Source organism: Coprococcus sp. TM115-187, assembly GCF_027679115.1.
Classification (GTDB): Bacteria; Bacillota; Clostridia; order Lachnospirales; family Lachnospiraceae; genus Allocoprococcus; species Allocoprococcus comes.
This window is the reverse complement of sequence record NZ_JAQEKS010000007.1, coordinates 105,264-128,080: the sequence shown is the minus strand read 5'-3', so window position 1 is coordinate 128,080 and position 22,817 is coordinate 105,264. Positions and strand designations below refer to the sequence as shown.

Below are 22,817 nucleotides of genomic sequence, written 5' to 3'. Positions count from 1 at the left end.
CACATATTGTGCAATGGAGAGAAGACTCAAAAATTGTGGAAGCCATTGCTGACACAATTTTCGCTTTCAGAGGCTTCTCGGAATGGTTTGCACAATGGAATCGAAAGAGATGATTTTCCCACGACGACCTCACAACCTACTCGTACAAAAATTTCCTCCAACTCATCTTGACAAAATCCCCTACCCATACTATCATAAGGATACATTTTCTAAAAGATATCGGTTTTCTTTTAGCAAATCGCTCATGGCATTTCGCCATATATTTTCTGAAATAAAACTTCTGAACTTTTGCCGGGGAAAGGCAAGGGTGAATTTAATATGGGATTTTATAAGGTACATTCGGCAACGATTCTGGGGCTGAAAGTAGAATTTGTGCAGGTAGAGGCAGATGCAGGGAACGGACTTCCAATGTTTCATATGGTGGGATATCTGTCTTCTGAGGTAAAGGAAGCAGCAGAACGGGTAAGAACTGCCATGCGCAATGCCGGTTATACCATGCCGGCGAAAAAGATTGTGATCAATCTGTCGCCGGCATGTGTCCGCAAGAAGGGATCTGTATTTGATCTTCCAATTGCAGTTGCAGTACTTGGGGCAATGGGGATTTTCCCGGAAAAAGCAGTGGAGGATATTTTACTTGCAGGGGAGCTCGGACTGGATGGAAAGCTACAGCCGGTAGAGGGAATCCTTCCGATTGTTCTGGAAGCAAAGAGGGCTGGCTTTAGGTGCTGTGTGATTCCGAAGTCAAATGAGGATGAGGGAAGGCTGGCGCAGGGAATACAGATTTTTGGGGCAGAGACTCTGGAAGAGGTATGCAGATGGCTGAAGGGTGAGTATATGCCTCAGATGGAGAAAAGTGACAAAGAAGAGGCTCATGGAACGGAAGAATGGGACATAGATTATAGTGATATTCAGGGACAGGAAGCAGTAAAAAGAGCGACGATGGTGGCGGTGGCAGGAGGACATAACCTGCTTTATGTCGGTCCGCCTGGTTCCGGAAAGACAATGCTTGCCAAACGGATCCCGACGATCCTACCACCGCTTGACCGGGAAGAAAGTCTGGAGATCACGGGGATTTACAGTACGGCTGGACTGCTTAAAAGAAAGAATCCGCTGATCTGGCAGAGACCGTTCCGGGAGGTCCATCATACTGTGACACGGGCAGCACTCATCGGAGGCGGACGAATCCCATCGCCGGGAGAAGCAACACTTGCGCATGGAGGTGTCCTTTTCCTGGATGAGCTGGCGGAGTTCCCAAGAGGTGTTCTGGAGGTGCTCAGGCAGCCGCTGGAAGAAAAATGCATTCATCTGGCAAGGCAGCAGGGAGCTTATATTTTTCCGGCAGACTTTATGCTGGTTGCTGCAACGAATCCATGTCCCTGTGGAATGGCTCCTGGTCCCCAATGCACCTGTACGCCCGGGCAGATCCGGAATTATCAGGGAAAGTTGAGCCAGCCGTTTCTGGATCGGATTGATATCTGCATGGAGGCACCCAAGGTCGAATATGAAGAACTGACCGGAAAGGGAACAGGGATGGATTCCAGAACCATGCGGGAAAAAGTGATGCTTGCAAGAATGCGTCAGATGGAACGTTTTCGGGAAGAAAAGCTGACAAAAAATGTACAGATGGGACAAAATGAAATTGAAAAATACTGTCATCTTGGGAAAGAGGAAGAACGGATGATGCGCCAGGCTTATGAAGTGATGAACCTGACGGTGAGGAGCTATCATAAGGTGTTGAAGGTGGCACGGACAATCGCAGATCTGGAGGAAAAGGAGGAGATCGATCTTGCGACACTTCGAGAGGCACTGGGGTATCGGGTTATGGATAAAGAATACTGGGGATAAGAGAAATGAGTGAAATGTGGTATACATATTGGCTGGCGTGTGTGGAAGGAATCACCGGTGGCAGGAAGTGTGAATTATGCAGAAAAAACGGATCTGCGGAAGCAGTCTATTATATAGAAGAAAAAGGAATCAGAGAACAGACAATTACAGAAAAAGAGTGGGAGATCCTGAAAGAAAGTAAGAAAAAAAGGAACTGGAGGGAAGCGTATCAAAAAGCGGTGGACCGGGGAATTCAGATGGCAGTCCGTGGTCAGAAAAATTATCCGAAGCGGCTTGAAGAACTTGCGGGAATGCCGTATGCACTCTTTTTTATCGGGGAGATGCCACAGGAGGGAATCCCGTCGGTGGCGGTGGTGGGTGCCAGAAGATGTAGCAGCTATGGTGAAAAAATGACGCTTCGCTTTGTGGAAAGACTTGCGGAGAGTGGAATCCAGATCATCAGTGGAATGGCACTGGGAATTGACGGGATGGCACACCGGGCTGCATTAAATGTTGGAGGAAAAACATTTGCGGTCCTTGGAGGCGGAGCGGATGTATGTTATCCGGCGGCACATAAAGGACTCTATAATGATTTGATAAAGCGGGGCGGCATACTGTCTGAACAGCCACCGGGAACTCCACCGGTTGCCTGGCATTTTCCGGCAAGAAACCGTCTGATCAGCGGACTTGCCGATGTGGTACTTGTTATGGAGGCAAAAGAAAAGAGCGGATCCCTGATTACAGCAGACATGGCTCTTGAACAAGGAAGAGACATTTATGCTCTCCCGGGGATGGTGACAGAGCCGCTGAGCTGTGGTTGTAACCGCCTGATCCGGCAGGGAGCAGGGATTCTTCTGAATGAAGAAGATTTGCTGGAAGAACTGGTTATAAAAGGGCTGCTAAAGAAGAAAATCGCAATTATATCAGACACGAAAAATAAAATAAAGCTTGAAACGAAAGAAAATTTGGTGTATAGTAAGCTCGGTTTGTATCCGCGGGGGCTGGATGATTTACAGAGAGAAACCGGACTTACTCCACAGGAGGTGATGGGAATCTGTGTATCTCTTCAGTTGAAAGGATGCATTCAGGAAAGATCAAAAAATTATTATGTCAGAGCTAAATGATCTGACACTATTAATATGGAGGAATATAATATATGGCACGTTATCTTGTGATTGTAGAGTCACCGACAAAAGTGAAGACCATAAAGAAATTTCTCGGCAGCAATTACGTGGTAATGGCATCAAACGGACATGTAAGAGATTTGCCGAAAAGTCAGATGGGAGTAGACCTGGAGCATGACTTTGAGCCGAAATACATTACAATCAGAGGAAAAGGTGAGATCCTTGCAGGACTTAGAAAAGAAGTAAAAAAAGCAGATAAGATTTATCTTGCAACTGACCCGGACCGCGAAGGAGAAGCAATTTCCTGGCACTTGATGAAAGCACTTAAGCTGGAAGGAAAGAAAGTATACCGGATCAGCTTTAACGAGATCACTAAAAGTGCGGTAAAGGCATCCCTGAAAAATGCACGTGATATCGACATGGATCTGGTAGATGCGCAGCAGGCGCGTCGTGTGCTGGATCGTATCGTGGGATATAAGATCAGTCCGGTTCTCTGGGCAAAAGTAAAAAGAGGACTTAGTGCCGGTCGTGTGCAGTCTGTGGCACTTCGCATCATTGCAGACCGGGAAGATGAGATCGCAGCGTTTATTCCGGAAGAATACTGGTCACTGGACGCCGATTTCAAGGTAAAGGGAGAAAAGAAGCCTCTTGTAGCAAAATTCTACGGAACAAAGGATGAGAAGATTACGATCCATAATGAAGAGGAAATGAATAAGATTCTTGCAGAACTGGAAGATGCAGAATATAAAGTGGTCGATGTAAAGCGCGGTGAGAGAAGCAAAAAAGCACCGCTTCCGTTTACAACCAGTACCCTTCAGCAGGAGGCATCCAAAGCATTGAATTTTGCAACTTCAAAGACGATGCGTATCGCACAGCAGCTTTATGAAGGTGTGGATATCAAAGGAAGTGGAACGGTTGGTCTGATCACTTACCTGCGTACGGATTCGACCCGTATCTCTGAGGAGGCGGATGCAAATGCAAGAGCCTACGTTGGAAAAGCCTACGGAGAAGAGTATGTGGCAGAGGCTGCATCGGAACAGAAGCAGAAGAATGACGGGAAAAATATTCAGGATGCACACGAAGCCATCCGCCCGTCAGATGTTACCCGTGTTCCGGCAGAAATCAAAGAATCTCTTACAAGAGATCAGTTCCGTCTGTATCAGCTGATCTGGAAGCGTTTTGTGGCGAGCAGAATGCAGCCGGCAAAATATGAGACAACTTCTGTTAAAATCGGAGCAGATGATTACCGTTTTACGGTATCGGCATCTAAGATTATATTTGAAGGTTTCCGTCTGGCATATGTGGAAAGCGATGAGGAAAAACAGAGTGGAAATGTAATGGTCAAGAGTATCGATAAAGATTCAGAACTGACGAAAGAATCCTTTGACTATAAGCAGCATTTCACACAGCCACCTGCACATTACACCGAGGCATCTCTTGTAAAGACGCTGGAAGAACTTGGAATCGGACGCCCGAGTACCTATGCACCAACAATCTCTACGATCATTACAAGAAGATACGTTGCAAAAGAGAACAAGAATCTTTATATGACAGAGCTTGGTGAAGTGGTCAATAATATTATGAAGCAGTCTTTCACAAGCATTGTCGATGTCAACTTTACCGCTTATATGGAAGGACTTCTGGATATGATCGCAGAAGGAAAGGTAGAGTGGAAATCGGTTATCAGCAATTTCTATCCGGATCTGAATGAAGCGGTTGAAAAAGCAGAAAAAGAGCTGGAAACAGTTAAAATTGAGGATGAGGTAACCGATGTAGTCTGCGAAGAATGTGGAAGAAATATGGTCATCAAATACGGTCCTCATGGAAAGTTCCTTGCATGTCCCGGATTCCCGGAATGCCGCAACACCAAACCGTATCTGGAGAAGATCGGAGTTGCCTGCCCGAAATGCGGAAAAGACATTGTACTGCGTAAGACAAAGAAAGGCAGACGTTATTACGGATGTGAGGATAATCCGGAATGTGATTTTATGTCATGGCAGAAGCCATCAGAAGAAAAATGTCCGAAATGCGGAAGCTATATGGTAGAAAAGGGAAATAAACTTGTCTGCGGTAATGAACAGTGTGGGTTTGTTAAAAATAAAGAGAAAGATGAAAAATAAATCAAATTTCATTGAACTATTCAGAATTGTATGATAATATATTTATATGCACATTTTTTTGACTAATTTGTGTGCATAATTTCAACAATATTTCATATTCGTGAAAAATGCGAACGGAAACGCACATTTTTAATAAAAGTATATGGAGGCAGATATGAGCGTACAATTATTGGATAAAACAAGAAAAATTAACAAACTGTTGCACAATAATAATTCAAGCAAAGTTGTGTTTACAGATATCTGTGAAGTTCTGACAGAGATTCTGGCATCGAATGTACTGGTAGTTAGTAAGAAAGGAAAGGTACTCGGTGTCAGCACATGTGAAGGAGTCCCGGAGATCCATGAACTTTTGCAGGACGAAGTGGGAGAACATATTGATCCGATGTTGAATGAACGTCTTCTCAGTATTCTTTCCACAAAAGAGAATGTTAATCTGCAGACACTTGGATTTACAGCTGATGTATCCCAGGGATATCAGGCGATCATTACTCCGATCAACATTGCAGGAGAGAGACTTGGAACTCTGTTTTTATACAGAAAAGAGTCCATGTACGAAATTGATGACATCATTTTGAGTGAGTACGGAACCACTGTCGTGGGACTTGAGATGCTCCGCTCTGTTAATGAAGAGAGTGCAGAAGAGACCAGAAAAGAACAGATCGTACAATCTGCGATCAGCACCCTTTCTTTCTCTGAGCTGGAAGCAATCATCCATATTTTTGATGAACTTAACGGAATGGAAGGGATTCTGGTGGCAAGCAAGATTGCAGACCGTGTGGGAATCACCCGTTCTGTAATTGTCAATGCACTCCGCAAATTTGAGAGTGCGGGTGTGATCGAATCCCGTTCATCCGGTATGAAAGGAACTTACATCAAGGTTGTGAATGATTACGTGTTCAAAGAACTGGATAAGATCAAAAAAGAAAAAATGAATTAAGGATAAAAGTAAAAGAGGGGTATCAGACAAATCTGATGCCCTTTTCTTTAACGGGGAATTATATTTGTAAAAAGGAGAGAAGAGAGCATGTATGATGGAGATAAAGCTGTACTTACGATGGTACAGTATCTGAAAGAAGATAAGGAAAAAGATGAGAATATTTATGAGGCAACAGTCATAGAATATCAGAAGGAGATGGAGCAGGTACATCTGATCCTGCGCTCAGGCAGTCTTTCTGATATTTCACTGGATGCAGTATATGAATGCCGGATCCGGACGATCACTTGTGAGACTGTGTGTACAGGGATGATAAAGGAGCGTTATGAGAACCGTGCAGGTATGATTCTGGTCCTGCAGGTGACGAATGGATTTTATGAAATAAATCTAAAGTAATTATAAAATTCAAAATCGAATGTTGACAAAAAAGAAAGAGAGTGCTATCTTATACCTAGAAAGTTTTTAGCACTCGATTTTGTTGAGTGCTAACAAGATAGAGTTAGGAGGAATTATAATGAAATTAGAACCATTAGCTGACAGAGTTGTATTAAAACAGTTAGTTGCAGAGGAGACTACCAAATCAGGAATCGTACTTCCTGGACAGTCAAAGGAAAAACCACAGCAGGCAGAAGTTGTTGCTGTAGGACCTGGCGGAGTTGTTGATGGAAAAGAAGTTACGATGAATGTTTCAGTAGGTGATAAAGTTATCTATTCCAAATATGCAGGTACAGAAGTAGAACTCGATGATGAAGAATACATCATTGTAAAACAGAATGATATTCTTGCAGTGATCAGATAATCCGGCAGGATATCATATACAGATAAAAATCAGATTTTCAGATCAGAACAGAATTTTATTTTTAAGAATCAGGAGTGATAGAAATGGCAAAGGAAATTAAATACGGAGCAGACGCAAGAAAGGCACTGGAAGCAGGTGTCAACAAACTTGCTGATACAGTAAGAGTAACAATCGGACCAAAAGGAAGAAACGTAGTCCTGGATAAATCATTCGGAGCACCGCTTATCACAAATGACGGTGTAACAATCGCAAAAGAAATCGAACTGGAAGATGCATTTGAAAATATGGGAGCACAGCTGATCCGTGAAGTTGCATCTAAGACCAACGATGTTGCAGGTGATGGTACAACAACAGCAACTGTTCTTGCACAGGCTATGGTACACGAAGGAATGAAGAACCTGGAAGCAGGTGCAAACCCGATCGTATTAAGAAAAGGTATGAAGAAAGCAACAGACTGTGCTGTAGAAGCTATCAAGAAGATGAGCAGCAAAGTTACAGGAAGAGAGCAGATCGCAAGAGTAGCAGCTATCTCAGCAAGTGATGACAGTGTTGGTGAGATGGTAGCAGAAGCTATGGACAAAGTTTCCAACGATGGCGTTATCACAATTGAAGAGTCAAAGACAATGAAGACAGAGCTTGACCTTGTAGAAGGTATGCAATTCGACCGTGGATATATTTCAGCATATATGTGCACTGATATGGAAAAGATGGAAGCAAATCTTGACGATCCATATATCCTGATCACAGACAAGAAGATTTCTAATATTCAGGAAATCCTTCCACTGCTGGAACAGATCGTACAGTCAGGAGCAAAACTTCTTATCGTAGCAGAAGATATCGAAGGAGAAGCTCTTACAACTCTGATCGTCAACAAACTGCGTGGAACATTCAATGTAGTTGCAGTAAAAGCACCTGGATATGGTGACAGAAGAAAAGCTATGCTGGAAGATATTGCAATCTTAACAGGCGGACAGGTAATCTCAGAAGAACTTGGTCTGGAACTGAAAGATACAACAATGGCACAGCTTGGACGTGCAAAATCTGTAAAAGTTCAGAAAGAGAATACAGTCATCGTTGATGGTATGGGCGATAAGGCTGCTCTGGAAGCCAGAATCGGACAGATTAAAGCTCAGATCGAAGAGACAACATCTGATTTTGATAAAGAAAAACTTCAGGAAAGACTTGCAAAACTCGCCGGCGGAGTTGCAGTTATCCGTGTAGGTGCTGCTACTGAGACAGAGATGAAAGAAGCAAAACTCCGTATGGAAGATGCTCTTAATGCAACAAGAGCAGCAGTAGAAGAAGGAATCATTGCAGGTGGTGGATCAGCATACATCCATGCATCAAAAGAAGTTGCCAAACTTGCAGAAACTCTGGAAGGTGATGAAAAGACAGGGGCAAAAGTAGTCCTCAAAGCTCTGGAAGCACCATTATTCCACATTTCAGCTAACGCAGGTCTTGAAGGCGCAGTTATCATCAACAAGGTAAGAGAAGCTGAACCGGGAAATGGCTTTGATGCTTACAATGAAGAATATGTAGATATGGTGAAAGCAGGTATCCTTGATCCTGCAAAAGTAACAAGAAGCGCACTGCAGAACGCTACAAGTGTTGCATCTACACTCCTTACAACAGAATCCGTTGTTGCTAACATCAAAGAAGATGCACCGGCTATGCCGGCGGGCGGAGCTCCGGGAATGGGCATGATGTAAGCTAAAAATATGATTTTTAGAAAACTCCTCAGAAGAGGAGTTTTCTTTTTATTATAAAAGTGTTACAATAGTTCTAATATATAAATTTGGAGGTTAGGATATGGGTGATTTTTACACAGAACAGCTGGTGAAGAGGCAGAAAGCATCTTCGACGACGCTGATCAAAGCAATACTTATCATACTTACTGTTCTGTCGGTCGTACTTATATTTATGATCCCATTCGGAATAATTGGTCCGGTGATCATGATTGCACTGGATGTTTTTTTGTTCCGGAGTATGGATGTTGAATATGAGTATTTATTTGTGAATGGGAGTCTTGATATTGATAAGATTATGGCAAAATCCCGTCGGAAAAATATGTTTTCCATGGAGATGACGGATCTTGAGATGATGGCACCTTCCGGTTCGCCGGAACTCAGACCTTATCAAGGACTGAAAGGAACCGATTACAGTTCAGGTATGCCGGGGGCAGATACATATGAGCTGATCGTTGTAAATAACGGGGAAAAGAAAAAAATTATTTTTGAGCCAAATAAGACAGTTTGTGAAGGACTGAAGATGCTGGCACCAAGAAAAGTATTTTGTAAATAATTCCCGAAAGACGTGCAGAAAAGCTTGCAGGTTCCGGGGTACAATTGCATCCGGAAAGACGGTTACGTAAAATTATCAGTGATCTGTAGAAATGTGATTGTCACGGACGGACGAATGTACTCGATAAAGGACTTGACATAGCATAGATTTATGCGTTATCATAGCAGATAATCAAAATTACAGACGAGAGAGAAAGGAAGAAAAATCATGGGAAAGATTATTGGAGAAGGAATCACCTTCGATGATGTACTTCTGGTACCTTCTTATTCAGAAGTAATTCCAAATCAGGTTGATTTATCAACTTATCTTACAAAGGGCATTAAGCTTAACATACCGATGATGAGTGCGGGAATGGACACTGTTACCGAACATCGTATGGCGATCGCTATGGCACGCCAGGGAGGTATCGGTATTATTCACAAGAATATGTCGATTGAACAGCAGGCAGAAGAAGTAGACAAGGTTAAGCGTTCTGAGAATGGTGTCATTACAGATCCATTCTATCTGTCGCCGGAGCATACACTGGCAGATGCTAATGAACTGATGGCGAAGTTCCGTATTTCCGGAGTTCCGATCACAGAGGGAAGAAAGCTGGTAGGTATCATTACGAACCGTGACCTCAAGTTTGAAGAAGATTTCTCCAAGAAGATCAAAGAATCCATGACAAGCGAAGGTCTTGTAACAGCACAGGAAGGTATTACCCTGGAAGAAGCAAAGAAGATCCTCGCAAAAGCAAGAAAAGAAAAACTTCCAATCGTAGACAAAGATTTTAACTTAAAAGGTCTGATCACAATTAAAGATATTGAGAAACAGATCAAATACCCACTGTCAGCAAAAGACGCGCAGGGAAGACTTCTGTGTGGTGCAGCGATCGGTATTACAGCGAACTGTCTTGAAAGAGCAGAAGCTCTTGTAAAAGCAAAAGTTGATGTAGTAGTACTTGATTCGGCACACGGACATTCAGCAAATGTACTTCGTACCGTAAGAATGATCAAGGATGCATTCCCGGATCTTCAGGTGATCGCAGGTAACGTTGCAACAGGAGAAGCAACAAAAGCGCTGATCGATGCAGGTGTTGATGCAGTAAAGGTTGGTATCGGACCTGGATCCATCTGTACAACCCGTATCGTAGCCGGTATCGGTGTACCACAGATCACAGCTGTTATGGACTGCTACGAAGCAGCAAAAGAGTCGGGAATTCCGATTATTGCAGATGGTGGTATTAAGTACTCAGGTGATATGACAAAGGCGATCGCAGCCGGAGCCAACGTATGTATGATGGGAAGTATCTTCGCAGGATGCGATGAGAGCCCGGGAACATTCGAACTCTATCAGGGAAGAAAATACAAAGTATATCGTGGAATGGGATCTATCGCAGCAATGGAGAACGGAAGCAAAGACAGATACTTCCAGACAGATGCGAAGAAGCTTGTACCGGAAGGCGTAGAAGGACGAGTTGCCTATAAAGGATCTGTAGAAGATACTGTATTCCAGTTAATGGGCGGTCTCCGTTCCGGAATGGGTTATTGTGGAGCAGCAGACATCGAAACTCTCAAGACAACAGGACGTTTCGTAAAAATTTCTTCTGCATCCCTCAAAGAAAGCCATCCACACGACATCCACATCACAAAAGAAGCACCAAACTACAGCGTAGATGAATAAGATGCAAAATTAATCAAGAGAGAAGAATCATTTCCGTAGGAGAGACGATTCTTCTCTCTTACATTATCCAACTATTTTCAAACTTCACCCAAACCTTCAACAGTCAACGGAATCCAGCGGCAATTGTTTTTTTGGAGGGGTACACGTCCCCTTCCGACTACCTTAATAAAAAAATAATAATTTTTTCAACAATTTCTCACCATTTTATGATAGTCTGGATATAGTTGGGATTCCAACAGAAAATTTGCAAAAAACACAAAAGATTGAGATGACGAAATGAACCGAAGAAAGAAGAAAAACACCAGAGCCAACCTGTACAGGGGGGGCGATGGAAAAAGCTATTATGAGGCGAATAAGAGGCGCAGAATGAGCCGTTATATAAAGGTGGGAAGTACGATCCTGATCACACTGCTTCTTGCACTTTCTATTATGAAGATCAGTGGAAGAGGAATCTTTGCACAGAGAGCATACAGTGAGCTTTCTGATGAAGTGATCAGTGCCCAAAAGCCGGATATTGATGTAGAACTGTTGACTGTGAATGAATATTCAAGACCGGGACTTTCAACCAATGAGATTACCGGAATAGTCATTCATTACACTGCCAATCCTGGTTCGACAGCGATGGAGAACAGAGACTATTTTGAGGGACTGAAGGACAGTCACATTACGCAGGCAAGCAGTAATTTTGTAGTAGGACTGGACGGGGAAATCGTACAGTGCGTACCAACCTGGGAGGTTGCTTATGCGTCCAATACACGGAATTTTGATACGGTGTCCATTGAGTGCTGTCATCCGGATGAGACCGGAAAGTTCAACGAGGCAACTTATAAGAGCATGGTACAACTTACAGCATGGCTGTGTGAAAAGTTTTCGCTGACAGAAGAAGATGTGATCCGACATTATGATATTACAGGGAAAATCTGTCCGAAATACTTTGTCGAAAATGAAGATGCCTGGAAGCAGTTTAAAAGTGATGTAAAAGCGGTTCTGGATAACGCAAAATAAAAAATATCTATTGATTCACTTTCAAAGAGTCTGCTATAATATTTTAGTATAACGGGCAATTGAAGATGCCCGGAAAGCAGTAGAGTGAGAAACGAGGAATTGATAGATGAACGATTTGGAAGTATACCGTGAAGAACTTGCAAACTGTGATGCGAAGATCACAGAGGCATTAAAAGAAAGATATGCGATCATTGAAAAGATCATGGCATACAAAGAAGAGTATGGTATGCCGATCCTGCAGCCGGAACAGGAAGAAAAGCAGAAGAAGAGACTGATGTTCAGCCTTCACAATGATAAGCACAGAGACGAGATTTATGATGTATTTGAGCGTATCCAGCGCAACAGTAAGAAGATCCAGGCAAGGAAGCTTTTTGATTACAACATTGTCCTGATTGGGTTTATGGGAGCTGGAAAGAGTACGATCTCTGATTATCTTAGTACTATGTTTGCCATGGAAGTGGTTGAGATGGACCAGCTGATTGCAGAACGCGAAGGCATGAGTATTTCCGATATTTTTGAAACCTATGGGGAGGAATACTTCCGTAATATGGAAACCAATCTTCTGATCGAGATGCAGGAGAAGAAGAATGTGATCATTTCCTGTGGTGGTGGTGTGGCAATGCGTGAACGCAATGTCGCAGAGATGAAGAAAAATGGTCGTGTAGTACTCCTTACTGCACATCCACAGACCATTCTTGACCGTGTAAAAGATAGTGACGACAGACCGCTGCTTAATGGACACAAGAATGTAGAATATATCGAGCAGCTGATGGAAGCAAGAAGAGAAAAATACGAGGCGGCTGCAGATATCGTTGTAGATACAGATAACAAGACGGTTCTGCAGATCTGTGAAGATCTGATTCAGAAGCTTCTGGAAATGGATGAGAATCATGTTTAAGACCTTTTATCCGGACGAATATGTAGCGTCCACTTATGTACTGGATTTTGAAAAAATGTATCGGGAAGGCTGTCGTGGACTGGTATTTGACATTGACAATACGCTGGTTCCGCATGGAGCACCGGCAGATGAGAGAGCAATCTGTCTTTTTGACAGGCTGCGCAGCATCGGGTTTGATACATGCCTGATTTCCAATAACCAGGAACCACGTGTAAAGCCTTTTGCCGAAAAGGTGCAGAGCAAGTATGTGTTTAATGCGCATAAGCCTTCCACGAAGAATTATATAAAAGCCATGGAGCTGATGCAAACGGACAGAGGAAACACTGTATTTATCGGAGATCAGCTTTTTACGGATGTGTGGGGAGCGAAGCGTACCGGGATGAAGAGTATTCTGGTGAAGCCAATCTATCCAAAAGAAGAGATTCAGATTGTGCTGAAAAGATATCTGGAGAAGATTGTATTACATTTCTATAAAAAAGAGAACGAAAAGAGAATGTCCTGCAAGTAGGCAGGGCATTTTTTGATAGGAAATTCCGAAGGAACTTCCTATCAAATAAAAGGCACTGCGTGCCGAAAATGTGCACTCGCACGAAGATGAAGAATGTCGCAAGCGACTGCGCTCGGCGCGAAAATGTGCCAAGGCACATTCTTTTTAGTAAAGTAAATAGAAATCCCCCGGTTCTCATAACGAGAACCAGGGGACATCAGGGGAGATACTATATTTACAAAATCTTATAAGTAGTCATGTTTGGCAAGAACATTCAGGATGTTACGTCCTTCTTCTGTACCTTCGATGATACGGCGGGCACGTACACTGTCACCGATGTTCATGATTTCAACATCTTCATCTTCGAATTCTTTACGGACTGCATCGAGGATCGGAGCGTTTGCTCTCATACCAAGACATACAAATCCATAATCAAATAGCATTTCTTCTTCATTTCCTTCTGGCGTTTTAACAAGGAAGGAATCTGCTTTAACTTCAAGAAGAGCAGTATTCGGACACTGTTTTACACCATATTTATCCATCAGTGCAAAGGTTCCGACTTTGGATACCGGATCAATTCCGTTACCGATTACCGGCATCATTTCCACAATGCTTACATCAGCGCCACGTGGAGCAAAGAATTCTACTACGTCAAGACCTACGGCACCGCCACCGATAACAACGACTTTTTTACCTTTCAGATCTTCTGGATATTCCATAACATGGTTGATCATATTTGTAATAGAAGAAACTTTTCCGCCCTCTTTGTCAATATTCTCATGAAGACCCTTGATCGGTGGAAGGAGTGGATTAGAACCGGTAGCATTTACAATAATGTTCGGGTTCATGCTTCTGATCGTTTCAATCGTAGCTTCCGTGTTCTTGAAGATGAACAGGTTTTTCAGCTTGCTTGCGCGATGGATCAGATAGTTCGGGAAGTCAGCAAGTCTCTTCTTATCCGGGATTTTGGAGATCAAGGCGGCAAGTCCGCCGAGTTCCGGTTTCTTCTCGATCAGGAAAGTAGTGCATCCAACCTCGGCAGCTGTACATGCAGCTTCCAGTCCGGCAGTACCACCACCGATCACAACAACGTTGCAAGGCTTGTTGATTTTCTGCTTTTTGTAATCTTCGCCGCCATTTACAGACGGGTTAACAGTACAACGGATCGGACGGTTGATTCCGATACGGTGTCCTGCACATCCGATGTTACAAGAAATACATTTACGGATATCACATTCATCACCGAATTCTACTTTATTTACCCATTCCGGATCAGCGATCAGTCCACGTCCCATACCGATCAGGTCAGCATCGCCTCTTGCAAGAATATCTTCAGCAACCTGTGGGTTACGGATGTTACCCATTGTCATACATGGTTTGCCGTAACGTTCTTTTACAGCTTTTGCCATATAAGAACGCCATCCATCCGGAAGGTAATTGGCATCAATCTGGTACTGGATGGATCCGTTCAGACCGGCAGATACGTCGAATACGTCAACTTCTTCCTGGAAGTACTGCAGGTAATCAAGACAGTCATCCAAAGTATTTCCGCCATCCATAAATTCGTCCGCACTGATACGAACAAAGATAGGGAAGAATGGTCCAACCTGTCTTCTAACTTCTTCAATAACAAGTTTTGCAAGTCTTGCACGGTTTTCCAAAGATCCGCCGAATTCGTCTGTTCTTTTATTTGTAAGAGGTGAAAGGAACTGGCTTATAAGGTAAGAATGTCCTGCGTGGATTTCTACAGCGTCAAACCCTGCGATCTGAGCACGTTTTGCGGCTTCACCGTATTTTTTTACAATATGCATGATTTCATCTTTTTCCAGTGGACGCGGGATTTCACCGCCTGCTTTTGAAGGAACATCAGAAGCAGAAACCGGCTGCATATTGATACGTGCTGACTGTGCAGAAGCACCGGCATGATTGATCTGGATTGCAATGCAGGATCCATGTTTGTGTACTGTTTCGCAAAGTTTGAAAAGTCTTGGAATGTAGTTATCCTGATCGATACGAAGCTGTGTGGTTCCGTTAGATCCCTGTGGAGAATCAACGCTGGCGTTCTCTACGATGAGAAGTCCTGTACCGCCTTTTGCACGCTGCTCGTAATAATTGATATGAAGAAAACTCATTTCACCATTCTGTTCACCGTAGTTGGTTCCCATTGGAGTCATGACGATACGGTTCTTGATCGTCATATGTTTGATGGTAAATGGCTCGAAAATGTGTTTGTATTTGCTTTTCATTAGAAATTCCTCCGTAAAAATGACTTAATAATCAAAATAAAATGATGTGAGTGTTAAAAGTAAATTTTGCCACTCACTGATGTAATCGGATTGCTCCATTGCTATGCAATTCCTGCAATCTTCAAAAAATCTTAGTCACACGAGGTTGTCTTATACTGGCTTGGGCGTACCGGTTTTTGTTAAATCCATTATAACTACAAAAAACTGAAAAATACAAATTGAAAATACATAGAAAAATAATAGAATATAACTATAGAAACAGTGAAAAAGATAAAAATAAAATTATACCAGGAAGACGAGAAAAGGAAAAAGATAGACAATTTAAACAAAACTATAGAATAATTAAATAATTTATGCTATGTTTAATATAAGAACAGGAAAGAGGGTGATGGTTTTATGAATCTGAATCAGTTGCATTACTTTGTGACACTAGCACATATAGAACACTATACCAGAGCGGCGGAAATGCTGTCCATTACGCAGCCAAGTCTTAGCCATGCCATCAGTATGCTGGAGCAGGAGCTTGAGACAAACCTGTTTGAAAAAAGAGGGCGTAACGTTGTACTGACAAAGTACGGAAAAGTATTTCTGGAATATGTAGAAGAAGCTTTAAAGATTCTGGACAGTGGTGTAAAAAAGACAAGGGCGTTGACAAGTGACACCGGCGGGGTGATCGATCTCGCATATATTTTTACGCTTGGAAGTGTATTTGTTCCACAGCTTGTAGGCGGTTTTTTGAAGGAACACGAAGACTGGGATGTGAATTTCCGTTTTTCTGTCGGAAATACGACAGAGATTATACAGGGGTTGAAAGAGGAGAAGTATGACATCGCTTTCTGCTCGCGAAAAGAAAAAGAATCCGGGATTGATTTTGTACCGATCGCTAAGGAAAAATTGGTTGTTGTTGTTCCAAGAGACCATGAGCTTGCCGGAAGAGGATCTGTTGATCTGAAGGAAACACTTCCTTATCCCCAGGTATATTTCACCAAGAACAGCGGGCTCAGACCGGTGATCGACCAGTTGTTTGAACAGACCGGAGGGACGCCGAAGATAGCATATGAGATTCTGGAAGATGCATCGATGGCAGGTCTTGTGGCAGAAAATTTTGGAATTGCGGTAATGCCGGAGATTCCTATACTTAAAAATCTGAATGTAGATGTACTGGATATTGAGAATCCACCATATGAACGTTATATATATCTGGCGAAGCTGAAGGAAAAATATCTGGCGCCGGTTGTAAAAGAATTTATTGAATATGTAAAAGAAAGCAATGGGAAGGCACTTTAATAGGCCTTCCCATCTCTTTTGACAAACTGGATGAAACGTTTGACAGCGGGAATCTGGTATTTGTCGCGGATGTATCCCATATAAACGGTGTGGGTAAGGTCTGCATCAGCAAGCGGGAGTACGGTTACATTTGCCTGATCAACCGCATCGACCCTGGCAACAAGGGCGATTCCGAAATCTTCGGCAACCAGGGCAGCAATTGCGTTTTCATCCGGACACTCACAGATGATGTTTACCTTCAGCTTCTTTTCTTTATAGAAGTTACGGGTGAAGCCACCGAGTCCGGAATAGCGGTCATACCCGATCAGAGGATAGTCGGTAAGGTCACTGCAACAGACGGATTCTTTCTGGACAAGAGGATGTTCTTTTGGAGTAATTACAACCATATTCTGGTTCAGAATGGGTACAAAGGAAATATCCGGTTCATCCGCAACGAAAGAACCAAAGATCACATCGTGGCGGTCGGATTTGAGCTCCTGGATCATATCTGCAGTGTGCGTTTGGTTAAAATTGAAGGTTACATGCTTGTTACGGTCTATATCCAGGAAGGATCGCACTGTATGCGGAATATAGTAGTTTGCCAGCGGAAATACATAGGCGATATCAATATGTCCGCCGCTTCCGGCAAGCTGCTTCATCTTATGCTCGGCAATATGTACCTCCTCGAGGATCCGGTTGACATGTTCCAGGAAGGCGCGGCCGGATTTGGTGAGGACAACATTGCGTCCATGATGTTCAAAAAGCATCAGTCCAAGTTCTTCTTCCAGAAGCGACATGGACCGGCTGAGGCTTGGCTGGGAGATCTTAAGTAATTCTGCAGCCTGTCGGAAATGCTGCAGGGTTGCTACTTTTTGGAAATATTCAAGCTGATTTAGCGTCATGGTAAAAAATCCTTTCTATATTATATAAAATAATCATACCATAACTGATGCTAAAAAGCTATCAAAAACGCATATAAGATGTATTTGAACTATCAAATGATATCGTCTATAATTTAACTATCAAGAGGTTGTTTAAAAATTAACAAAAATTGGGCAAACGTTAAAAACATTCTCAAAGAACAAAGAAATAAATTTCGATGGAAGAAGAAAAGGAGAACAAATCATGGCAGAGAGAATTACAGGACACACAGAACTTATCGGACTTATGGCTTATCCAATCAGACATTCAAGCTCACCGGCAATGCATAATGAAGCATTTGCTTACCTTGGACTGGATTATGCTTACCTTGCATTTGAAGTTGACAACAGCACACTGGAAGATGCAGTAAAAGGACTTCGTGCTCTGAAAATGGTAGGATCTAACGTGTCTATGCCAAATAAAACAGTTGTTGGACAGTATCTGGACAAATTATCTCCGGCAGCAGAGCTTTGTGGAGCAGTTAACACAATCGTAAATGAAGATGGTGTTTTAACAGGACACATCACAGACGGCATCGGATTCATGCAGGCATTAAAAGATAACGATATCGATGTGATCGGAAAGAAGATGACAATCGCAGGCGCAGGCGGAGCTGCTACAGCAATTGAAATCCAGGCTGCACTTGACGGCGTAAAAGAAATCTCTATTTTCAATATTCATGATAAATTCTGGGCAAATGCTGAAGAAACAGTAAGAAAGATCAATGAAAAGACAAATTGCAAAGCTACTCTTTACGATCTGGATGACAAAGAAAAATTAAGAGAAGAAATGAACGATTCATACATCTTCGTAAACGGAACAGGTGTTGGTATGAAACCACTGGAAGGAATGTCAGTTGTACCGGATAAATCATTCTTCCGTCCGGAACTTATTGTTATTGATGTTCCTTACTCACCACTGGAAACAAAGATGCGTTCTATGGCAAAAGAAGTTGGATGTAAGACAATGAACGGTCTTGGAATGATGTTATTCCAGGGAGCAGCAGCATTCAAACTCTGGACAGGAAAAGAAATGCCGATCGAACACATGAAAGAAGTATTAAACATCAGATACGATGATTAATACCCGGCAGGCTTGTATTGAATTTAAGAAGAAATCGAAAAAATTTGAAAAACAGGAATGTGAGGAAAAGAGATGAATAAGAAATACATACCCAGCGCCCTGATCCTTTATTTAAACTACTTTATCCATGGTGTCGGATGTTCCATCCTTGGACAGGCAGTCATCAAGGAAGCACTTGCCGCTTCCTGGGGCGTAGAAGTTATGGCAATCACTGCAATTTCAGCAGCACTCGGACTTGGACGTCTGATCGCGCTTCCGTTCGCCGGACCGCTTTCTGACAAACTCGGACGTCGTATTTCAACAGCGATCGGTAGTGGATCCTATGCAATCTACCTGATCGGACTTGCACTTGCATTTAATGCAGGAACAAATGGCGGATACCAGATCGCATATATCTGTGCAATCGTTGGTGGTATCGCAAACTCTTTCCTGGATACAGGAATTTACCCGGCTGTTTCAGAAATCATTTACAAAGCACCGGGCGTTGCAACTATGGGGATCAAATTCTTTATTTCTGTATCGCAGATGCTTTTACCGTTCGTACTTGGTGTAACTGTCGCTACAACAGCAACAGGAGCAACCTCTTACAACACACTGTTCTATGCATGTGGAATCGCTTATCTTGTACTTCTGGTACTGGTTATGATCTTCCCACTCCCGGATACAGATCAGAAAGCAGCGGGAAAGAAAGAAGGCCTGATCGACAGCTTAAAGCATACCCATTTCTCTGTAGAATCCATCGCAATGATCCTGATCGGATTCACATGTACAGGTACCTTCCAGTTATGGCTGAACTGTGCACAGAACTTTGCAAAAGAGAATGTTGGCTGGGCTGATCCGTCCATCATGCAGACATACTATTCAGCAGGAACAATGCTTGCACTCGTTGTAACTGCACTTTTAACAAGAAAGATCAAAGACGTAAGATTTATCCTGGGATACCCGGTAATCTGTCTTGTAACAATGATCGCTGTTCTGGTTGGAAAGAGCCAGACACTTATGATTGCAGGTGCATTCCTGATCGGATGGGCAGGAGCAGGCGGACTTCTTCAGATCGCAACTTCTGTATGCAACATGCTTTTCCCGAAGATCAAAGGAACTGTAACAGCACTTGTTATGATCGCATCTTCCCTGTGTAACTACACCATCCTTACAGCAGCATCCAAAATGCAGCCGTCACAGGTTATGGTTATGAATATTGTTCTTACAGCAGTTGGAGTCCTTCTTGGATTATTTGTAAACTTACGTTATACTAAGATGGTAGAACAGGCTCAGGCTGACAACTAGAAAAAGGAGAAAACAGACATGAGTAAATATGTAGAAGTTCGTGGCGTTAAGATCGGTGAAGGAGTACCGAAAATCTGTGTACCGATCGTCGGAAAGACAAAAGAAGAAATTCTTGCAGCAGCAAGATCTTTTGAGAATGTTGCGCTTGATGTTGTAGAATGGCGTGTAGACTGGTTCGAAGGTGTATTTGACTTCGCACAGGTTGAAGATGTATTAAAAGACCTTCGTCCGGCACTTGGCGAAACTCCGATTCTTTTCACATTCCGTACTTCCAAAGAAGGCGGCGAAAAAGCAATCGAAGCTGACGCATATGCAGAGCTGAACAAGAAAGCAGCAGCAACAGGACTGGTTGACCTTGTGGATGTAGAAGCATTTACAGGGGACGAAGTTGTAAAAGATATCATCGAAGGCGCGCATGCACACGGCGTAAAAGTCGTTGCATCCAACCATGACTTCGATAAGACACCGGACAAAGACGATATCGTAGGACGCCTTGTGAAAATGCAGGAACTCGGCGCAGATATCCCGAAAATTGCAGTAATGCCACAGTGCAAAAAGGATGTACTTACACTTCTTGAAGCAACACGTGAAATGGCAGAAGAACATGCAGACCGTCCGATCATTACAATGTCTATGGCAGGTACCGGACTGATCAGCCGCCTGTGCGGTGAAGTATTCGGTTCAGCACTTACTTTCGGGGCAGTAGGAAAAGCTTCTGCACCTGGACAGATGAATGCATCAGATTTAAGAGAAATCCTGACTCTGATCGATAAGAGCATCTAGTGAAGAAACATCCGGAGAAGTCCTGTGGCGGATCCGTTATGTTTAACCTGAATGAAGAGTGAAAAAGGCAGGATAAAGACCCGCAGTCATACCGGGGATTCCGGTGGATTGCGGGCCTTTATCATATTCTGGTTTTGTTAAAAAACTAACCGATTTCTGAAAGTGAAAAAATTATAGAAAATTTTGCTATTTAAAGAGATAAAAGCAAATAGAAAAAATAGACAAATTCTTCGGTAATTGATATCATTTTTGTATGATTACATGAATGGAGGGCAAATGAGAATGAAGAAAACAGTAATCTGGCTGGATAACTATCTGGAAGAATTTTTTATGGTGATAAGCCTGATCCTGATGACAGTGATCATGGGGATCCAGGTGTTTTCCAGATATGTACTCGGCTCAGCGCCGTCCTGGTCGGAGGAGATTACCCGTTACCTGTTTGTATGGTCGGGATTTTTGAGCGTCAGCTATTGCACAAAAAAATGTATTTCCATTAAGATCGAACAGTTTGTGTCAATTTTCCCACGAAGAGGGAAGGCACTTTTTAAACTGGTCAACCATACCTTTGAACTGATGGTATTTCTTTACCTGATACCGTTTGCGTTTAAGTATATGATGTCAGCAGTAGAGAGCGGACAGGTAAGTCCGGCGTGCCACATCCCGATGTATTATGTGCAGGCAGCACCGCTTGTAAGTTTTATCCTGGTAGCGATCCGTATTATCCAGCGGTGGTTTGCAGAATTAAAAGTAGTAAGAGAAAAAGATGAGAAAGGAGAAAAAGCATGCCGGCAGCAGTAGTATTTATCTTATTTGTAATCTGTCTGATCATTGCCATTCCGGTATCGATCGCGCTTACGATCGCTTCGGTTCTTCCGGGTGCTTTTGATCCATCCTTCACAGCCAGCGGACAGTTTGTGATCCGTTCTATGCTGGGAGGAATTGACAGCTTTCCGCTCCTTGCGGTTCCGATGTTCGTACTTTCCGGAATCATCATGGCAAGAGGCGGCATTTCCAAAAAATTATTTGATGTATTTTCCTATTTTCTTGGAAATCTGACAGCGGGTCTGCCGTGTGCGGTCATTGTAACCTGTCTGTTTTATGGTGCAATCTCAGGCTCCGGACCGGCGACGGTTGCAGCAGTCGGAAGTATGACGATCCCGATTCTGATCGAGCTTGGATACGATAAAGATTTTTCCGCGGCGATCGTAGCCGTGGCAGGTGGTCTTGGAGTTATTATTCCACCAAGTATTCCGTTTATCATGTTCGGAAGTGCTTCCGGTGAATCAGTAAGTGACCTGTTTATCGCAGGGATCATTCCGGGACTTCTGATCGGTGGACTTCTGATGGTTTATGCAGTTTATTACTGTAAAAAGAATGGAGAGGACAAAGAAAAGATCCAGAAAGTAGTCGGGGAACTTCATGAGAAAGGACTTCTGAAGGTTTTAAAAGAAAGCTTCTGGGCACTTTTGAGTCCGGTTATCATTTTGGGATGCATCTATTCCGGAATCGCATCGCCGACAGAAGCGGCAGTCATTTCGGTATTTTATGCACTGATCGTCAGCCTGTTTATTTATAAGACGATGACGTTTAAAGATATCTGGCCGGCACTGGTGGAAGGCGTGCGCACCTATGCACCGATCATGTTTATTCTTGCAGCATCGATTGCATTTTCAAGAGTTCTGACTCTGATGCAGATCCCACAGATGGTAAGCACCTGGATCCTGACGCACTTTACCAATAAGATCGTCCTGCTTCTGGTGATCAATGTATTCCTTCTGATCGTGGGAATGGTCATGGATACCACACCGGCAATCCTGATCCTGACACCAATCCTTCTGCCAATCGTAACAGCAGTCGGCATGAATCCGATCCACTTTGGAATCATGATGGTTGTCAACCTTGCAATCGGATTTGTAACACCGCCGATCGGGGTTAACTTATTTGTGGCAAGTTCGCTTACAGATATCCCGATCATGCGGATTTCCAAACATGCGATGCCAATGATCGACTACTTCCTTGTTGCGCTTTTGTTAATTACATTTATCCCGGCGATCAGCCTGGCACTGATATAGGAGGT

The 22,817-nt window shown here is 43.1% G+C and carries 20 protein-coding genes; 18 read left to right on the top strand and 2 right to left on the bottom strand.

The window, feature by feature from the left end; all coding sequences use genetic code 11:
* Positions 1-318 precede the first annotated feature (318 nt).
* From PGW42_RS07385 to PGW42_RS07330, 12 genes are all read left to right on the top strand, one after another.
* Positions 319-1,845, top strand: coding sequence for a YifB family Mg chelatase-like AAA ATPase (locus PGW42_RS07385; RefSeq protein WP_270203134.1), 1,527 nt, complete (start codon positions 319-321; stop codon positions 1,843-1,845).
* Between the two features lie 14 nt (positions 1,846-1,859).
* Positions 1,860-2,948: a DNA-processing protein DprA gene (gene dprA / locus PGW42_RS07380; RefSeq protein WP_117556107.1), complete on the top strand. Its 1,089-nt coding sequence runs from the start codon at positions 1,860-1,862 to the stop codon at positions 2,946-2,948.
* Between the two features lie 32 nt (positions 2,949-2,980).
* Positions 2,981-5,068 carry a type I DNA topoisomerase gene (gene topA / locus PGW42_RS07375; protein WP_270203135.1) on the top strand — a complete coding sequence of 696 codons (2,088 nt, stop codon included), beginning with the start codon at positions 2,981-2,983 and terminating at the stop codon, positions 5,066-5,068.
* Between the two features lie 154 nt (positions 5,069-5,222).
* Entirely contained in the window at positions 5,223-6,005 is a 783-nt protein-coding gene (codY, locus tag PGW42_RS07370) for a GTP-sensing pleiotropic transcriptional regulator CodY (RefSeq protein WP_022220379.1), read from the top strand.
* Positions 6,006-6,092: 87 nt separating this feature from the next.
* Complete coding sequence (locus PGW42_RS07365; RefSeq protein WP_008375025.1) at positions 6,093-6,398, top strand: hypothetical protein; 306 nt, start codon at positions 6,093-6,095, stop codon at positions 6,396-6,398.
* A 118-nt stretch (positions 6,399-6,516) separates the two neighbouring features.
* A complete protein-coding gene (locus tag PGW42_RS07360; protein WP_022220380.1) occupies positions 6,517-6,801 on the top strand; it encodes a co-chaperone GroES in 285 nt (94 codons plus the stop codon).
* 83 nt (positions 6,802-6,884) lie between these two features.
* Complete coding sequence (gene groL, locus PGW42_RS07355) at positions 6,885-8,510, top strand: chaperonin GroEL (RefSeq protein WP_008375030.1); 1,626 nt, start codon at positions 6,885-6,887, stop codon at positions 8,508-8,510.
* A 100-nt stretch (positions 8,511-8,610) separates the two neighbouring features.
* The gene (locus tag PGW42_RS07350) at positions 8,611-9,102 is read left to right on the top strand and encodes a DUF6106 family protein (protein ID WP_055155625.1); all 492 of its coding nucleotides are present in this window, start codon (positions 8,611-8,613) and stop codon (positions 9,100-9,102) included.
* A 207-nt stretch (positions 9,103-9,309) separates the two neighbouring features.
* Positions 9,310-10,764: an IMP dehydrogenase gene (guaB, locus tag PGW42_RS07345; RefSeq protein ID WP_118217233.1), complete on the top strand. Its 1,455-nt coding sequence runs from the start codon at positions 9,310-9,312 to the stop codon at positions 10,762-10,764.
* Between the two features lie 276 nt (positions 10,765-11,040).
* Positions 11,041-11,769, top strand: a complete 729-nt coding sequence (locus PGW42_RS07340; RefSeq protein ID WP_008375036.1) for a peptidoglycan recognition protein family protein — start codon at positions 11,041-11,043, stop codon at positions 11,767-11,769.
* A 106-nt stretch (positions 11,770-11,875) separates the two neighbouring features.
* A complete protein-coding gene (locus PGW42_RS07335) occupies positions 11,876-12,667 on the top strand; it encodes a shikimate kinase (RefSeq protein WP_195501765.1) in 792 nt (263 codons plus the stop codon).
* Positions 12,660-13,175 carry a YqeG family HAD IIIA-type phosphatase gene (locus PGW42_RS07330; protein ID WP_055155622.1) on the top strand — a complete coding sequence of 172 codons (516 nt, stop codon included), beginning with the start codon at positions 12,660-12,662 and terminating at the stop codon, positions 13,173-13,175. Before PGW42_RS07335 ends, PGW42_RS07330 begins: the two co-directional genes overlap by 8 nt.
* 224 nt (positions 13,176-13,399) lie before the next feature.
* Here PGW42_RS07330 and PGW42_RS07325 read toward each other — a convergent pair whose 3' ends face one another.
* Positions 13,400-15,400 (bottom strand): oxidoreductase, encoded by a 2,001-nt coding sequence (locus PGW42_RS07325; RefSeq protein WP_270203136.1) that lies wholly within the window; start codon positions 15,398-15,400, stop codon positions 13,400-13,402.
* Between the two features lie 396 nt (positions 15,401-15,796).
* On the opposite strand from PGW42_RS07325, the gene PGW42_RS07320 reads away from it, so the two are divergent.
* Entirely contained in the window at positions 15,797-16,687 is an 891-nt protein-coding gene (locus PGW42_RS07320) for a LysR family transcriptional regulator (protein WP_117556097.1), read from the top strand.
* Here the strand turns inward: PGW42_RS07320 and PGW42_RS07315 are convergent.
* Positions 16,684-17,568 carry a LysR family transcriptional regulator gene (locus PGW42_RS07315; protein ID WP_270203137.1) on the bottom strand — a complete coding sequence of 295 codons (885 nt, stop codon included), beginning with the start codon at positions 17,566-17,568 and terminating at the stop codon, positions 16,684-16,686. The genes PGW42_RS07320 and PGW42_RS07315 overlap by 4 nt on opposite strands.
* 223 nt (positions 17,569-17,791) lie before the next feature.
* Here PGW42_RS07315 and PGW42_RS07310 point away from each other — a divergent pair, with 223 nt between their 5' ends.
* The 5 genes from PGW42_RS07310 (at position 17,792) to PGW42_RS07290 (ending at position 22,812) form a co-directional block, all read left to right on the top strand.
* Positions 17,792-18,670: a shikimate dehydrogenase gene (locus PGW42_RS07310; RefSeq protein WP_008375048.1), complete on the top strand. Its 879-nt coding sequence runs from the start codon at positions 17,792-17,794 to the stop codon at positions 18,668-18,670.
* A 72-nt stretch (positions 18,671-18,742) separates the two neighbouring features.
* Positions 18,743-19,957 carry an MFS transporter gene (locus tag PGW42_RS07305; RefSeq protein ID WP_008375049.1) on the top strand — a complete coding sequence of 405 codons (1,215 nt, stop codon included), beginning with the start codon at positions 18,743-18,745 and terminating at the stop codon, positions 19,955-19,957.
* 18 nt (positions 19,958-19,975) lie between these two features.
* On the top strand, positions 19,976-20,740 hold the full coding sequence (gene aroD, locus PGW42_RS07300) for a type I 3-dehydroquinate dehydratase (RefSeq protein WP_118198373.1): 765 nt from the start codon (positions 19,976-19,978) through the stop codon (positions 20,738-20,740).
* A gap of 282 nt (positions 20,741-21,022) precedes the next feature.
* Positions 21,023-21,538, top strand: a complete 516-nt coding sequence (locus PGW42_RS07295; RefSeq protein ID WP_055155619.1) for a TRAP transporter small permease — start codon at positions 21,023-21,025, stop codon at positions 21,536-21,538.
* The gene (locus PGW42_RS07290; RefSeq protein ID WP_270203138.1) at positions 21,523-22,812 is read left to right on the top strand and encodes a TRAP transporter large permease; all 1,290 of its coding nucleotides are present in this window, start codon (positions 21,523-21,525) and stop codon (positions 22,810-22,812) included. Before PGW42_RS07295 ends, PGW42_RS07290 begins: the two co-directional genes overlap by 16 nt.
* Positions 22,813-22,817 lie beyond the last annotated feature (5 nt).